This window comes from Klebsiella sp. Q2 (assembly GCF_009900705.1).
Taxonomy (GTDB): domain Bacteria; phylum Pseudomonadota; class Gammaproteobacteria; order Enterobacterales; family Enterobacteriaceae; genus Klebsiella; species Klebsiella quasipneumoniae.
On record NZ_JAAABE010000004.1, the window covers coordinates 633,082 to 648,075 of the forward strand.

The window sequence follows — 14,994 nt, forward strand, 5'->3', positions numbered from 1 at the left end:
AAAGTGCATCGAGGCGGCAACTGAGCGAATCCCCAGGAGCTTACAAAAGTAAGTGACTGGGGTGAACGAAGGCGGCCAACAAAGAGGCAATTTGAAGGATGATGTGCATACGCACACGTTTGCGTCACTATATATTAAAAGGGCCGGATTGCTCCAGCCCTTTCGTTTACTTGTTAAATGCGGCCTGGAATACGGCTACCAGGGCGTCATTTTGCGACTGCGTCAGGGTGTGGCCTTTCGGGTCGATGAACTGCAGGCTACTGCGGTTATCGAGGTCGCCGACCTGAAGTTTGTAGTCACCGGAGGCCAGCTGCGGGTCGCGTGCGCCCAGCTCCTGCCAGCTGCTGTCAGACAGCGGCTTGTAGGTCAGCGCCATGCTGCCCTGAGAGCGCGTGCTGTCGGTCACTTTCATCCCCACTTTCTCGAGGGCGCCAGGCAGACGCTGCCACACCATGTTAAACGGCGCGCGAACAACGAGCATCGGCAGACCCGTATCGTCGGCAGCGCTCTGCACGTCGAAGGTGGCGCCCGCGCTGCGCTGGGCGGCGTTCTGGGCGCTGGTGGCGTTCATGTCCAGGCCTTCCGAAATGACGTTCAGCATGGCGGTGCTGTAGCGCTGCAGTGACGCCGGATCGGCAACCGGTTTACCCGCCTGCTCCAGATTCACCAGCTTGACCACCACCGCTTGCTGATAGCCCTGCGGTTTGACGGAGATTTGATAACGACCGCGATACTGCTGATCTTCATCAAGACGGTTCCACTCAACCCAGTCGGTGTTCAGCGTCTGGCTCGCATCATCGCGCTTGGCGATAACGTAGTTCTTCGACTGAAGAATGCTGGTAACCTGCGCCCACAGCGAACCGCTGCGGCCGTTCTCGACCATCAGCGTCGCGGTATCGCCGTTGAACTGGGTGCGGGCGCCGCTAACCAATGCCAGCGGCTGCGCCGGCGGGCGAATGTCCAGCGCCTTGCCAACCGCGCCGGTGCTGTTGGCCACCGGAATGTTGTAATCACCCACCTGAATCGGCAGGATCATCCCCGCCGGCGCGTGAAGTTCGCTCAACGGTGACGCCTGTAAATAGGCCTCATCACCGCTCACCTGACGCTTATAGCGCGAGTCGGAACTACAGGCCGCGAGGAGTAGAACCAGCGAAACACCCGCAACCTTCGCCAGGCGCGACTTCTGTACTGAGTAAGCCATCAAATCTCCCTAAACTTTACAGCAAACCGGCATGCTTCAGCGCGGCGGTAACGGCTTCACGACCCTGGTCGGTGATAGGCGTCATCGGCAAGCGCAGCGTATCGGTCGCCACAAGACCCAACGCCTTGCATCCCCATTTCACCGGGATAGGATTGGGTTCGACAAATAATTTTGTATGCAATGGCATCAGACGCTGGTTAATCGCCCGGGCTTCGGCAAATTGACCCGCCAGCGCCAGACGGCACATGTCGGCCATTTCGCGCGCCGCCACGTTGGCGGTGACGGAAATCACGCCCACGCCGCCGAGCTGCATGAAGTCCATACCGGTCGCATCGTCACCGCTCAGCAGAATAAAGTCGTCTGAAACCAGCTCTTTGATCTGGTGAACGCGACTTAAGTTCCCTGTAGCTTCCTTAATACCGACAATATTTTTAATTTCCGCCAGACGGCCAACGGTTTCCGGCAGCATATCGCAACCGGTACGGGACGGCACATTATACAGAATTTGCGGCAGGTCAGTATGTTCGGCGATAGCTTTAAAGTGCTGGAACAGGCCTTCCTGGGTAGGACGGTTATAATAAGGAGTGACCGTCAGGCAGCCGACAACGCCGCTGTCGTTAAAACGCTTGGTCAGGCTAATCGCCTCTGCGGTTGCATTGGCTCCCGTTCCAGCGATCACCGGGATACGCCCGTCAGCCAGTTCCAGCGTCATCATCACCACGTCGCCGTGCTCTTCATGGCTCAGCGTTGCGGATTCACCGGTAGTCCCTACCGAAACGATCGCCGAGGTTCCGTTGGCGACATGGTAATCAATCAGTTTTTTCAGGCTTGTCCGGCAGACATTACCGTTTTCATCCATCGGCGTGACAAGCGCTACAATACTTCCCGTGAACATGGGCCATCCTCAGAGCAGAAGTGCGACAAGATTCTCAATGTTACGTTTGGAGCTGCAATAAAAGCAAGAGACCCGACGCCATCAGGGATGTTGTATGGCGGTTTTTTTTATGCTTTCCTAATGTTACCTCACCTTTTTAAAGGAAGAACAGGTTTGACAGCCTCATTACAACACTATCTGGTTATTACCGCCCTGGGGGCTGACCGTCCCGGCATCGTGAATACGATCACTCGCCACGTCAGCAGCTGCGGTTGTAATATCGAAGACAGCCGGCTGGCCATGCTCGGTGATGAGTTTACGTTTATCATGCTGCTTTCCGGGTCGTGGAATGCGATTAACCTGATCGAATCAACCCTGCCGCTGAAAGGCGCGGAGCTGGAGCTGTTGATCGTGATGAAACGCACCACCGCGCGCCCCCCGCAGGCCATGCCAAACACCGTCTGGGTCCAGGTTGAGGTGCCGGACTCACCGCATATCATCGAGCGCTTCACTGCCCTGTGCGATACATGGAATATGAATATCGCGGAACTGGTTTCCCGCACGCAGCCGGGAGACGGTGATTCCGCGCAGCTTTTTATTCAGATAACTGCCCACAGTCCTGCGACGCAAAATGCAGCAAATATCGAACAAGCGTTCAAAGCCCTATGTACAGAACTCAACGCACAAGGCAGTATTAACATCGTTAATTATTCACAGCATGATGAACAGGATGGAGTTTAACCCATGACCCCACTGAAAGCCGGTGATCTTGCACCGAAATTTAGCTTACCGGACCAGGACGGCGAGGAAGTAAATTTAACCGACTTCCAGGGACAGCGTGTCCTGGTTTATTTTTACCCGAAGGCCATGACCCCGGGCTGCACCGTCCAGGCGTGCGGCTTGCGCGACAACATGGACGACCTGAAGAAAGCCGGTGTGGAAGTGCTGGGCATCAGCACCGATAAACCGGAAAAGCTCTCCCGCTTCGCCGAAAAAGAGCTGCTGAACTTTACGCTGCTGTCTGATGAAAACCATCAGGTTTGCGAGCAGTTTGGCGTCTGGGGCGAAAAATCCTTTATGGGGAAAACCTACGACGGGATCCACCGTATCAGCTTCCTCGTCGATGCCGATGGCAAAATCGAACACGTCTTTGATGACTTCAAAACCAGCAATCACCACGACGTGGTGCTGAACTGGCTGAAAGAAAACGCCTGATGCAAAGCAAGACGCCGGGTGAGAGAACCTCGCCCGGCGTCTTTTTTTATCCTCAATGCCTTAGTCGTCGTCGACCACCAGGCCATCCGGCCAGGCATGCACCACCGCTTTAATCAACGTGGCCAGCGGAATGGCGAAGAAGACGCCCCAGAACCCCCACAAACCGCCAAAGATCACCACCGACAGGATAATCACCAGCGGGTGCAGATTCACCGCTTCCGAGAACAGCACCGGGACCAGCAGATTGCCGTCAAGCCCCTGAATAATCAGATAGACCGCGAACAGACTCCAGAACTCGGTGCCCGCGCCAAACTGAAACAGCGCCACCCCCACCACCGGAATGGTCACCACAAATGCGCCGATATAGGGGATCAGCACCGAGAAGCCCACCAGCACCGCCAACAGCAGCGAGTAGTTGAGGCCGAAAAGGATGAAGCCTATCCAGGTGGCGACGCTGACGACAATCATCTCCAGCACCTTACCGCGAATGTAGTTGGTGATTTGCTGGTTCATCTCCTTCCATACCTGCCCGGCCAGGCCGCGGTTGCGCGGCAGCACGCGGCGTACCGCGTTGAGCATCTGCTCTTTATCCTTCAGCAGGAAGAAGACCATCAGCGGCACCAGCACCAGATACACCGCCAGCGTAAGCAGCCCCACCAGCGAGGCGAGAGAATACTTGACCACCGAGTCGCCCACCGTCAGCATCCGGGTGCGCATATTTTCCGCCATCGCATCGATGATGCCGGCATCCATTAACGCCGGATAGCGCCGCGGCAGCGTGGCGGCGAAATCAGAGAGCTTGTTGAGCATGCCCGGCATATCGCGGATAAGGTAGATCCCCTGCTGCCAGGCCACCGGCAGCACCACGAAGGCCAGCAACAGCAGGATGCCCACGAAGAGGATCAGCACCAGCGAGGTCGCCCAGGTGCGCGACAGACCGATGCGCTCCAGGCGCACAGTCGGCCACTCCAGCAAATAGGCCAGCACGATAGCCACCAGTAACGGGGCCAGCAGGCCGCTGAAAAAGAACATGATGCCGAAACCGGCAAGCAAAATAACCAGCAGCGCTATCGCCTCAGGGTCGCTGAATCGACGGCGGTACCACTGCATTAACATCTCGAGCATAAAACCTTCCCTGAAGCGCAAAGCGGCGACAAACGGGGGAATTGTATCGAAATGTCACAAAAAAGACTTCGCTTTTTGATGCGCAGCAGACAAACCCGTCTCCGCCGTGAAGAACCTATTTTCAATGTGTCTAACGCCAGCTAAACTCGCTGGGATGCGGCCAGGGAACATTGCGTCGCACAATCGGTCAAACTGGCACACCCACATTACAGGACAGAGGTTATGTTCAGGCAGTTGAAGAAAACGCTGGTGGCGACCGTGATCGCGTCGCTGACGCTGGGTTCGTTAGGCCCTGCTTTTGCTGACTCCGCAGATACCCTGCCGGACATGGGGACCTCCGCAGGAAGCACGCTGTCGATTGGTCAGGAAATGCAGATGGGGGATTACTACGTCCGCCAGCTGCGCGGCAGCGCGCCGCTGATCAACGACCCTCTGCTGGTGCAATACATCAACGGGCTGGGCATGCGTCTGGTCTCGCATGCGAATTCGGTGCGCACCCCGTTCCACTTCTATTTGATTAATAACGACCAAATCAACGCCTTCGCCTTCTTCGGCGGCAATGTGGTCCTCCACTCGGCCCTGTTCCGCTATTCCGATAATGAGAGCGAACTGGCCTCTGTCATGGCGCACGAAATTTCCCACGTTACGCAGCGGCATCTTGCCCGCGCAATGGAAGATCAGAAGCGCAATGCGCCGCTGACCTGGGTCGGCGCGTTGGGTTCAATTCTGCTGGCGATGGCCAGCCCGCAGGCCGGAATGGCGGCGCTGACCGGGACGCTGGCCGGCACCCAACAGGGCATGATCAGCTTCACCCGTCAGAACGAAGAAGAGGCCGACCGGATCGGTATTCAGGTTCTGCAACGCTCAGGATTCGACCCGCAGGCCATGCCGATGTTTATGGGTAAACTGCTTGATGAGTCGCGTTACTCAACGCGGCCGCCGGAAATGCTGCTCACCCACCCCCTGCCGGAAAGCCGGCTTGCCGATGCCCGTAACCGCGCCAACCAGATGCGCCCGGTTGTCGTACAGTCCTCAGCGGACTTCTATCTGGCGAAGGCGCGTACTCTCGGAATGTACACCAACGGCGACAATAAGCTAGGCACCGATCTGCTCAACGCCTGGGATAAAGGCAATATCCGCCAGCAGCATGCCGCGCAGTATGGCCGCGCCCTGCTGGCGATGGAAAGCAACAACTTTGACCAGGCGCGCAAAACGCTGCAGCCGCTGCTCAGTGCCGATCCGCAAAATCCCTGGTATCTCGATCTGGCTACCGATATCGACCTCGGGCAGAAGAAAACCGGCGACGCCATCAACCGCCTTAAAAACGCCCGCGAGCTGCGCACCAATCCGGTGCTGCAGTTGAACCTGGCCAACGCCCTGCTGCAGGGCGGCCAGCCCGGGGAAGCGGCGACCATCCTGAATCGTTATACCTTTACCTATAAAGAGGATGGCAACGGCTGGGACCTGCTGGCTCAGGCGGAAGGCGCCCTGGGCAATCGCGACCAGGAGCTGGCGGCGCGGGCAGAAAGCATGGCGCTGGTCGGCCAGCTGGAACAGGCGATTTCCCTGCTCAGCAGCGCCAGCTCGCAAGTGAAACTCGGTAGTCTGCAGCAGGCCCGCTACGATGCCCGCATCGACCAGCTACGTGAGCTACAGGCCCGCTTCCGCCCCTACCAAAAAATGTAAGGAGACCCCATGACCGACGCGGTAAAAATTTACCATAACCCACGCTGCTCGAAGAGCCGCGAAACGCTGAGCCTGTTGAAGAGCCACGGCATCGATCCTGAGGTGGTGCTTTATCTTGAGACGCCACCGGATGCCGGGACGCTGCGTCAACTGCTGCAGCTGCTGGGTATGGAGAGCCCCCGCGAGCTCATGCGCCAGAAAGAGGATCTGTATAAATCGCTCAATCTTGCCGACCCGGCGCTCAGCGACGCGGCGCTGATACAGGCGATGGTCGCCAATCCTAAGCTTATCGAACGCCCCATTGTCGTTAGCCGCGGCCAGGCGCGTATTGGCCGACCGCCGGAGCAGGTCCTCGAGATCGTAAGCTAACCCACCCGCGCCGCGCTATCGCGGCGCTTTTTTACGTAGCCGATTCCAGATCTTCCACGCCAATCCCTCCCGCCCGCCTTGCAGTGCTACTGTTCATCTATCGCTCAATCCACTGGACGGATGAACATGAAAAAACCAACCTCAACGCCTCATGATGCCGTATTTAAGAGCTATCTCTCCCATCCTGATACCGCCCGCGATTTTCTGCGGCTGTACCTGCCCGAGACGCTGCTTAAGGTGTGCGATCTGCGTACGCTGCATCTCGAGTCCGGGCATTTTGTCGAAGACGATCTGCGTCCCTTTTACGCCGACATTCTGTATTCCCTGAAAACCACGGCGGGAGACGACTATATTTATGCGCTTATCGAACACCAGAGCACGCCCGATCGGCATATGGCCTTTCGTCTGATGCGCTACGCTATCGCAGCCATGCAGCGCCACCTTGATGCCGGCCACGATCGGCTGCCGCTGGTGATCCCTGTTCTCTTCTACCACGGTCTGGTGAGCCCCTACCCGTTCTCGCTGCGCTGGCTCGATGAATTCGTCGCTCCGGAGCTGGCCGGCCACCTTTATCACGGGGCGTTTCCGCTGGCGGACATTACCGTCATTCCGGATGACGACATTGCCACCCATCAGCGCATGGCGACGCTGGAGTTACTGCAAAAACATATTCGACAACGCGATCTGGCGCAGCTCCTCGACAAGCTGAGCGAATTATTATTGACTGGTCTGGCGACGGAATCGCAGGTACAAGCCCTGATGCACTATCTGGTGCAGGCAGGCAACGCGCGAGAGCCGATCAAGTTCATTCGCGAGCTGGCGTTACGTACGCCGCAGCACAAGGAGACGTTGATGACAATTGCGGAATATCTGGAACAACAGGGCCTGGAGCGGGGCCTGGCGCAGGGCCTGGCGCAGGGCCGTCAGGAAGGCCGGAAGGAAGAGGCGCAGCGTATCGCCGCCGCTATGCTACACAGTGGCCTGGCGCGCGATCTGGTCGCCCGGTTGACCGGGCTGACGGAGGAGGAACTGACTCCGCAGGCGGACTAGAGTTTAAGGATCTCTTTCACGAAGGGGATCGTCAGCTTGCGCTGAGCGGTAATCGAGGCATGATCCAGCTGATCGAGGGTCATAAACAGCGAGCGCATTTCGCGATCCAGCCGCTTCAGCAGGAAGCGGCAAACGTCCTCCGGCATCTCGAAGCCGCGCAGTCTGGCGCGCAGCTGCAGGGCCTGCAGCTTGTCTTCATCCGACAGCGGCTGCAGCTTATAGATCTGCCCCCAGTCAAGCCGCGAGGCGAGATCCGGCAGACCAAGATTCAGTTGCCGCGGCGGCCGGTCCCCGGTGATCAGCAGACGGGTTTTACCTGATTCCAGGATCCGGTTGTAGAGATTAAAGATGGCCATTTCCCAGGGCTCATCCCCGGCGACGCACTCGATGTTATCGATGCAGACCAGCGCCAGCTGTTCCATCCCCTCCAGCACCTCCGGCACAAACCAGGTGCGTTTATCCAGCGGCACGTAGCCCACGGCATCCCCGCGCTGGGAAAGCTCGGCGCAGGCGGCATGTAACAGGTGGCTGCGACCCGCCCCTTCACGTGACCAGATATAAATATACCCGCTGTGTTCCTGGCGCAGTACGTTCTGGAGGGCAGCAAGTAGGGAAGGATTATCACCCGGCCAGAAACTCGCGAAGGTTTCGTCGTCAGGAAGATACAGTGGCAAAGAGAGCTGTGCCGGTGCGTTCAGATGGACCTCAACATAGGCTTACAGAAAAACGCGAAGAGTTTATCACAGATTTAGGTCCGGAGAGAACCGGGCGGGATCGCCGCCCGGTCAGACGATCGTTATTTAACCTCTTCGCTATCCGCGGCGTCGAGAACCACCTCTTCCGGACGCAGGACGCTGATAAGCTTGAAAATCAGGCTGAGTGCGATACCGACGATGGTGGCCAGCGCCATCCCTTTCAGCTCAGCGGCACCGATGTGCACTTTGGCACCGCTGACGCCGATGATCAGGATCACGGAGGTGAGAATCAGATTCTGCGCCTTGCTGTAATCCACCTTCGATTCAATCAGTACGCGGATCCCTGAGGCGCCGATTACCCCGTACAGCAGCAGCGACACGCCGCCCATCACCGGCACCGGGATGATCTGGATCGCCGCCGCCAGTTTGCCGACGCAGGAGAGCAGAATCGCAATGATCGCCGCGCCACCGATAACCCAGGTACTGTAGACGCGGGTAATCGCCATCACGCCGATATTTTCCCCGTAGGTGGTGTTAGGCGTCGAGCCGAAGAAGCCGGAAACGATCGTCGACAGGCCATTGGCAAACATCGAACGATGCAGGCCCGGGTCGCGGATCAGATCGCGTTTGACGATATTAGCCGTCACCACCAGGTGACCGACGTGCTCGGCAATCACCACCAGCGCAGCGGGCAGAATGGTGAAGATGGCGAACCATTCAAAACGCGGCGTGTAGAAGGTTGGCAGCGCGAACCAGTGCGCTTGGGCGATCGGGGTGGTATCGACCACGCCCATCACAAACGACAGCGCATAGCCCACCAGAACGCCAATCAGGATCGGGATAATCGCCAGGAAGCCGCGGAACAAGACCGAACCAAACACCGTCACCGCCAGGGTCACCATCGAGATAATAATGGTTTTACTGTCCGGCGACTGGCCGTCGGCCGGCAGCAGCCCGGCCATGTTGGCCGCCACGCCCGCTAGCTCCAGACCGATAACCGCCACGATGGCCCCCATCGCCGCCGGGGGGAACATCACATCCAGCCAGCCGGTACCGGCTTTTTTGACAATAAAGGAGACGAGGCAGAACAGCACGCCGCACATAATGAAACCGCCCAGCGCCACTTCATAGCCCAGCGGCAGCAGGAGCAGCACCGGAGAGATAAAGGCGAAACTCGATCCCAGATACGCCGGGATTTTGCCTTTACAGATAAAGAGGTACAGCAGCGTACCAATACCGTTGAACAGCAGCACGGTGGCCGGGTTGATGTGGAACAGGATTGGCACCAGCACCGTTGCGCCAAACATGGCAAACAGGTGCTGCAAACTAAGCGGGATAGTCTGTAAAAGCGGCGGTCTTTCACTCACCCCGATAGCACGGCGCGTCATAGTGTTTTCCTCTGAGATGGTTAGTTATGTGTGTTTTATTCAAAAAAAAGCCGACTCTCAAAGTCGGCTTATTTATCGTTATGCGATTATTTCGTACCAAAGATCTTGTCGCCGGCATCGCCGAGACCGGGAATGATGTACCCGTGCTCGTTCAGTCCCTTATCGACAGAGGCGGTGTACAGCTCAACGTCCGGGTGCGCTTTCTCCAGCGCGGCAATTCCTTCCGGCGCCGCCACTAGTACCAGCACCTTGATGCTGGTGCAGCCGGCGTTTTTCAGCAGATCGATAGTGGCGATCATCGACCCACCGGTGGCCAGCATCGGGTCAACCACCAGCGCCATACGCTCATCGATGTTGGACACCAGCTTCTGGAAGTAAGGTACCGGCTCGAGGGTCTCTTCATTGCGATAAATACCCACCACGCTGATACGCGCGCTCGGCACGTGCTCAAGTACCCCTTCCATCATGCCGAGGCCTGCGCGCAGGATTGGCACGACGGTAATTTTCTTGCCCTTGATCTGCTCAACTTCCACCGGGCCGTTCCAGCCTTCGATGGTCACTTTCTCGGTCGCCAGATCGGCGGTGGCTTCATAAGTCAGTAAGCTGCCCACTTCAGAGGCGAGTTCACGGAAGCGTTTGGTGCTGATGTCGTGCTCGCGCATCAGGCCCAGCTTGTGTTTGACGAGTGGGTGTTTGACTTCCACAATCTTCATTCTCTTTCTCCTCTGAGGGGCAGCCACAAAAAAAATCGCGGGATTATACCGCTTTTTTCGGATTAGGCCATACCCATCTTGCTTGACGTATATCAAGCAAAGTGATTTAGAGACAAAAAAACCGGAGGCGAGGCTCCGGTTTTAGCGCGGGGTTCTGCCGGGCGGCGCTAACGCTTACCCGGACCGCAAACCCCGCCGGCCCGATAAGCGCAGCGCCACGGGGGAATTATAGCTGCTCCCCGTTGCTGGCAATCACCTTCTTATACCAGTCGAACGACTTCTTCTTACTGCGCTCCATCGTGCCGTTGCCTTCATTATCTTTATCCACGTAGATAAAGCCGTAGCGTTTTTTCATCTCCCCCGTTCCGGCGGAAACCAGATCGATACAGCCCCACGGGGTATAACCCATCAGATCGACGCCATCCTCGACCACCGCCTTTTTCATCTCCGCTATATGCGCGGAGAGATAATCGATACGGTACTGGTCATCCACGCTGCCGTCCGCTTCACGAACATCGATCGCGCCAAAACCGTTTTCGACAATAAACAGCGGTAGCTGATAGTGATCCCAGAACCAGTTCAGCGAATAGCGCAGGCCGACCGGGTCAATCTGCCAGCCCCAGTCCGACTTTTTCACGTACGGGTTGGAGACCAGGCTGGTGGTTTCATCATAATCGAGCAAGGGGTTGTCTTCGGTGGCTTTGGTGGCGAAGGACATATAGTAGCTAAAGCCGATGTAGTCGACACAGCCTTCGGTTAACGCCTGACGATCGGCTTCGGTGATGTCCAAGCTAAAGCCGCGGCGGGCAAAATAGTTGAGCAGATGCTGCGGATAGCGGCCGCGCACGTGGACATCGGTGAACCAGTACCGACGGTGCATGGCGTTCATCGCCATCATCATATCGTCCGGCGCGCAGGTCAGCGGATAGATAGGGCACATGGCGATCATGCAGCCTATCTGCAGAGCAGGGTTGATCTCGCGCGCCGCTTTCACCGCCAGGGCGCTGGCCACCAGCTCATAATGTGCGGCCTGGTACATTACCGGTTCCCGATCTTCACCCGGTAAATACTTCAGACCGGAGTTGGTGAAAGGGGCAAAGTCCTCATGGTAGTTAGCCTGGTTGTTGATCTCGTTGAAGGTCATCCAGTACTTCACTTTATGCTGATAGCGGGTGAAGACGACCCTGGCGAAGCGCACGAAAAAGTCGATCAGCTTGCGGTTACGCCAGCCGCCGTACTCGGTGACCAGGTGATAGGGCATTTCAAAATGCGACAGCGTAATGACCGGTTCAATACCGTGTTTCAGACATTCGTCGAACAGATCGTCATAAAACTGCAGGCCAGCCTCGTTCGGCTCCTGTTCATCGCCCTGCGGGAAAATACGCGTCCAGGCAATCGAGGTGCGGAAACATTTGAAGCCCATTTCGGCAAACAGCGCCAGGTCCTGCGGGTAGCGATGATAAAAATCGATCGCCTCATGGTTCGGGTAGTTTTTTCCCGCCACCACGCCGTCGGTGATTTCCCGCGGCACGCCGTGGGCGCCGGCGGTCATCACATCCGCCACGCTGACCCCCTTGCCCCCCTCCTGCCAGCCGCCCTCTAACTGATGCGCCGCCACCGCGCCGCCCCACAAAAAACCTTCTTTAAATCCGGACATAGTCTCTCCCTAAGGTCGATCGTCGCCAGGCGAACGATAGTGCTGATTGAAATGGTAAACCGCGCCAATCAGGCCGGCATCGTTGCCGTGACTGACGGTATCGAGATAGTCGGCAATGCCGAACCAGGCCAGATGCTGGCGCAGCAGCGTCAGAAATCCAGGACGTTCCACAACGCCGCCGCCGATAAAAATGGTCTGCGGATCGAAGATATTGACGAGGTTATAAAGGCCATGGCCCAGGCCATTGAAGAACTCGGCGACCAGACGCTGGCAAACCGGGTCGCCGGCGTCATAGCGGTCAAAAATCATTTCGCCAGTGACGCTATCCAGCGGCGCGCCAATATGTTCTGCATAGCGATAGCGCAGCACCCGCAGGGTGCAGTTTTCATTCATCGAGTAGCGACGGGGATCGCGTCCGCCGGGACGATCGGTAAGCATATAGCCGAACTCGCCGGCGCGAAAACGCGCCCCGTGGATCAGCTGATGTTGGCAAAAAATCGCTCCACCGATGCCAGTGCCGATAGTGAGCACCAGAAAATTGGCCATCTCCGCCGCTTTACCCTGCCAGCGCTCGGCAAGCAGCACACAGTTGGCGTCGTTTTCCACCGAGACCGGCAGCCCGGTTTGCGTCTCGAGCCATGATTTCATGGCGAAGTTATCAAAGCGACGGATAGCGCCGCCCATGGTGATAAATCCGCTGTGCGGATCGACATAGCCCGGCGCGCTGATGGCAATGCCTTCGCATGACGGGTGGGCCGCCAGCCACGACAGCATGGTCTGTAAGATATGATCGCCATCGCTGTCATTGATTGACTGCTTCGCGGTTTCCAGCAGCCTTCCGTCGCGGGTCATGACGCCCATCTTTAACGCGGTGCCACCGATATCAAATGCCGCAATCTTCATTCATCCCTCCCCTGTCGAACATAAATCACCGGTAATCCATACGGCGATCAATCACAGAAACCGGTTTCAGTAATATGATGGGGATTACCTGACACTGAGGCAAGCACAAGGCTGTACCCGGTTTCATTTTCGTGAGCAGTATCAAATTTGACCATCCGCCAACGGTTTTAAGCCGACTGTAAAGCAGGCTCGCAAACGTTTGCTTTCCCTGTTAGAATTGCGCCGATTTTTCTTGCTTACCGCAAACGCGTGGAGACTTCGCAGTGACCGACAAAACCTCTCTCAGCTATAAAGATGCCGGCGTGGATATTGATGCAGGCAACGCTCTCGTCGACCGTATTAAGGGCGTGGTGAAGAAAACCCGTCGCCCGGAAGTGATGGGTGGACTGGGCGGATTCGGCGCGCTGTGCGCACTGCCGCAGAAATACCGCGAGCCGGTACTGGTCTCCGGCACCGACGGCGTCGGTACCAAGCTGCGTCTGGCAATGGATCTGAAGCGTCACGACACCATCGGCATCGACCTGGTCGCCATGTGCGTGAACGACCTGGTGGTTCAGGGCGCTGAACCACTGTTTTTCCTTGATTACTACGCCACCGGTAAACTGGACGTCGATACCGCAGCCAGCGTCATCAACGGCATCGCCGAAGGCTGCCTGCAGTCCGGTTGCGCGCTGGTGGGCGGTGAGACCGCAGAGATGCCGGGGATGTACCACGGCGAAGATTACGACGTGGCGGGTTTTTGCGTCGGGGTGGTGGAAAAATCAGAAATCATCGACGGCAGCAAAGTCGCTGACGGCGATGTGCTGGTGGCGCTGGCCTCCAGCGGCCCGCACTCTAACGGCTATTCGCTGGTGCGTAAGATTATTGAAGTTAGCGGCGTTGACCCACAGACCACCGACCTTGACGGCAAACCGCTGGCCGACCATTTGCTGGCGCCGACCCGCATCTATGTGAAATCGGTTCTCGACCTTATTGCCAGCGTTGACGTCCACGCCATCGCCCATCTGACCGGCGGCGGCTTCTGGGAAAACATCCCGCGCGTACTGCCGGACAACACCCAGGCGGTGATTGATGAGTCTTCCTGGCAGTGGCCGTCCGTTTTCAACTGGCTGCAAACCGCCGGTAACGTCAGCCAGCATGAGATGTACCGTACCTTTAACTGCGGCGTGGGGATGGTTATCGCCCTGCCGGCAGCAGAAGCAGACAAGGCCATTGCCCTGCTGAACGAGAAAGGTGAAAACGCGTGGAAAATCGGGTATATCAAAGCCTCCGATTCCGAACAGCGTGTGGTCATTGCATGAAAAACATTGTGGTGCTGATTTCCGGTAGCGGCAGTAATTTGCAGGCGATCATCGACGCCTGTGGCCGGAAACAGATAAACGGCACCCTGCGTGCGGTATTCAGTAACAAGGCCGATGCGTTCGGCCTTGAGCGCGCGCGCGCGGCCGGGATCCCGGCCCACGCGCTGGCGCAAAGTCAGTTTGCCGACCGGGAAGCGTTCGATCGTCAGCTGATGCATGAAATTGACGCCTACGCCCCGGATCTGGTGGTGCTGGCGGGCTATATGCGTATCCTTAGCCCGGCCTTTGTCAGCCACTATCAGGGACGACTGCTGAACATCCACCCTTCGTTACTGCCGAAGTATCCTGGCCTGCATACCCATCGCCAGGTGTTGGAAAACGGTGACGAGGAGCATGGGACCTCGGTGCACTTCGTCACCGATGAGCTGGATGGCGGTCCGGTTATCCTGCAGGCCAAAGTGCCGGTCTTTGCTGGCGACAGCGAGGAAGAGGTCACGGCGCGGGTACAGACCCAGGAACATGCCATTTATCCGCTGGTGATCAGCTGGTTCGTCGAGGGGCGTCTGCGCATGGTGGGCAACCACGCCTGGCTGGATGAACGACAACTTCCCCCCCAGGGCTATGCCGCTGAAGAATGAACAACAGCCCCGCCTTTCTCTATCGCGGGGCTTTTTTTTAATTAAAATTGTTTATTAATCAAACATCTCACAGAAATAATTCTTCTTACTGTCATATAGTTGTGACACAGTAAATCGCTATGCAGAAAAATTCGTCATAATAGTCTACGTCCTGTGAGTAAAACGGAGTGTGAGCGGTA

General features: G+C 57.3%; 16 protein-coding genes. 7 read left to right on the top strand and 9 right to left on the bottom strand.

What is annotated here, in order from left to right:
• Positions 1-166 precede the first annotated feature (166 nt).
• Both bamC and dapA read right to left on the bottom strand, forming a co-directional pair.
• A complete protein-coding gene (gene bamC / locus GT756_RS18465; protein ID WP_004201942.1) occupies positions 167-1,201 on the bottom strand; it encodes an outer membrane protein assembly factor BamC in 1,035 nt (344 codons plus the stop codon).
• A gap of 16 nt (positions 1,202-1,217) precedes the next feature.
• Entirely contained in the window at positions 1,218-2,096 is an 879-nt protein-coding gene (dapA, locus tag GT756_RS18470; RefSeq protein WP_017900447.1) for a 4-hydroxy-tetrahydrodipicolinate synthase, read from the bottom strand.
• Positions 2,097-2,249: 153 nt separating this feature from the next.
• On the opposite strand from dapA, the gene GT756_RS18475 reads away from it, so the two are divergent.
• Entirely contained in the window at positions 2,250-2,816 is a 567-nt protein-coding gene (locus tag GT756_RS18475) for a glycine cleavage system transcriptional repressor (protein WP_002913804.1), read from the top strand.
• A 3-nt stretch (positions 2,817-2,819) separates the two neighbouring features.
• Entirely contained in the window at positions 2,820-3,290 is a 471-nt protein-coding gene (bcp, locus tag GT756_RS18480) for a thioredoxin-dependent thiol peroxidase (protein WP_004201935.1), read from the top strand.
• A gap of 60 nt (positions 3,291-3,350) precedes the next feature.
• On the opposite strand, the gene GT756_RS18485 is transcribed toward bcp, so the two are convergent.
• On the bottom strand, positions 3,351-4,415 hold the full coding sequence (locus tag GT756_RS18485) for an AI-2E family transporter (protein WP_004201933.1): 1,065 nt from the start codon (positions 4,413-4,415) through the stop codon (positions 3,351-3,353).
• Between the two features lie 54 nt (positions 4,416-4,469).
• A complete protein-coding gene (locus GT756_RS25970; RefSeq protein ID WP_032425793.1) occupies positions 4,470-4,586 on the bottom strand; it encodes a hypothetical protein in 117 nt (38 codons plus the stop codon).
• Positions 4,587-4,637: 51 nt separating this feature from the next.
• Here GT756_RS25970 and bepA point away from each other — a divergent pair, with 51 nt between their 5' ends.
• From bepA to GT756_RS18500, 3 genes are all read left to right on the top strand, one after another.
• Positions 4,638-6,101, top strand: a complete 1,464-nt coding sequence (gene bepA / locus GT756_RS18490; protein ID WP_004201932.1) for a beta-barrel assembly-enhancing protease — start codon at positions 4,638-4,640, stop codon at positions 6,099-6,101.
• Positions 6,102-6,110: 9 nt separating this feature from the next.
• On the top strand, positions 6,111-6,470 hold the full coding sequence (arsC, locus tag GT756_RS18495; RefSeq protein ID WP_004201931.1) for an arsenate reductase (glutaredoxin): 360 nt from the start codon (positions 6,111-6,113) through the stop codon (positions 6,468-6,470).
• Between the two features lie 126 nt (positions 6,471-6,596).
• Positions 6,597-7,520: an Rpn family recombination-promoting nuclease/putative transposase gene (locus GT756_RS18500; protein WP_160124987.1), complete on the top strand. Its 924-nt coding sequence runs from the start codon at positions 6,597-6,599 to the stop codon at positions 7,518-7,520.
• Here GT756_RS18500 and GT756_RS18505 read toward each other — a convergent pair.
• The 5 genes from GT756_RS18505 to bglK form a co-directional block, all read right to left on the bottom strand.
• Complete coding sequence (locus GT756_RS18505; RefSeq protein WP_020947395.1) at positions 7,517-8,218, bottom strand: DnaA inactivator Hda; 702 nt, start codon at positions 8,216-8,218, stop codon at positions 7,517-7,519. The two genes, GT756_RS18500 and GT756_RS18505, sit on opposite strands and share 4 nt — an antisense overlap.
• A 98-nt stretch (positions 8,219-8,316) precedes the next feature.
• Positions 8,317-9,603: a uracil permease gene (gene uraA, locus GT756_RS18510; RefSeq protein ID WP_160124988.1), complete on the bottom strand. Its 1,287-nt coding sequence runs from the start codon at positions 9,601-9,603 to the stop codon at positions 8,317-8,319.
• An 86-nt stretch (positions 9,604-9,689) separates the two neighbouring features.
• Positions 9,690-10,316, bottom strand: coding sequence for a uracil phosphoribosyltransferase (gene upp / locus GT756_RS18515; RefSeq protein ID WP_004201927.1), 627 nt, complete (start codon positions 10,314-10,316; stop codon positions 9,690-9,692).
• Positions 10,317-10,542: 226 nt separating this feature from the next.
• A complete protein-coding gene (locus GT756_RS18520) occupies positions 10,543-11,973 on the bottom strand; it encodes a 6-phospho-beta-glucosidase (RefSeq protein WP_043520157.1) in 1,431 nt (476 codons plus the stop codon).
• A 9-nt stretch (positions 11,974-11,982) separates the two neighbouring features.
• Positions 11,983-12,876: a beta-glucoside kinase BglK gene (gene bglK, locus GT756_RS18525; protein WP_064187546.1), complete on the bottom strand. Its 894-nt coding sequence runs from the start codon at positions 12,874-12,876 to the stop codon at positions 11,983-11,985.
• A gap of 263 nt (positions 12,877-13,139) precedes the next feature.
• Between bglK and purM the strand changes: the two genes are divergently transcribed.
• Together purM and purN are read left to right on the top strand one after the other, a co-directional pair.
• Positions 13,140-14,177 carry a phosphoribosylformylglycinamidine cyclo-ligase gene (gene purM, locus GT756_RS18530; RefSeq protein ID WP_004201922.1) on the top strand — a complete coding sequence of 346 codons (1,038 nt, stop codon included), beginning with the start codon at positions 13,140-13,142 and terminating at the stop codon, positions 14,175-14,177.
• Entirely contained in the window at positions 14,174-14,815 is a 642-nt protein-coding gene (purN, locus tag GT756_RS18535; RefSeq protein WP_004201920.1) for a phosphoribosylglycinamide formyltransferase, read from the top strand. Before purM ends, purN begins: the two co-directional genes overlap by 4 nt.
• Positions 14,816-14,994: the final 179 nt, after the last annotated feature.

Coding starts and splice junctions, on each gene's coding strand:
- bcp (WP_004201935.1), top strand. CDS start 2,820: ATGACCCCACTGAAAGCCGGTGATCTTGCACCGAAATTTAGCTTACCG.
- upp (WP_004201927.1), bottom strand. CDS start 10,316: ATGAAGATTGTGGAAGTCAAACACCCACTCGTCAAACACAAGCTGGGC.
- arsC (WP_004201931.1), top strand. CDS start 6,111: ATGACCGACGCGGTAAAAATTTACCATAACCCACGCTGCTCGAAGAGC.
- purN (WP_004201920.1), top strand. CDS start 14,174: ATGAAAAACATTGTGGTGCTGATTTCCGGTAGCGGCAGTAATTTGCAG.
- uraA (WP_160124988.1), bottom strand. CDS start 9,603: ATGACGCGCCGTGCTATCGGGGTGAGTGAAAGACCGCCGCTTTTACAG.
- GT756_RS18500 (WP_160124987.1), top strand. CDS start 6,597: ATGAAAAAACCAACCTCAACGCCTCATGATGCCGTATTTAAGAGCTAT.
- bamC (WP_004201942.1), bottom strand. CDS start 1,201: ATGGCTTACTCAGTACAGAAGTCGCGCCTGGCGAAGGTTGCGGGTGTT.
- GT756_RS18520 (WP_043520157.1), bottom strand. CDS start 11,973: ATGTCCGGATTTAAAGAAGGTTTTTTGTGGGGCGGCGCGGTGGCGGCG.
- GT756_RS18485 (WP_004201933.1), bottom strand. CDS start 4,415: ATGCTCGAGATGTTAATGCAGTGGTACCGCCGTCGATTCAGCGACCCT.
- GT756_RS25970 (WP_032425793.1), bottom strand. CDS start 4,586: ATGTTCCCTGGCCGCATCCCAGCGAGTTTAGCTGGCGTTAGACACATT.
- bglK (WP_064187546.1), bottom strand. CDS start 12,876: ATGAAGATTGCGGCATTTGATATCGGTGGCACCGCGTTAAAGATGGGC.
- bepA (WP_004201932.1), top strand. CDS start 4,638: ATGTTCAGGCAGTTGAAGAAAACGCTGGTGGCGACCGTGATCGCGTCG.
- dapA (WP_017900447.1), bottom strand. CDS start 2,096: ATGTTCACGGGAAGTATTGTAGCGCTTGTCACGCCGATGGATGAAAAC.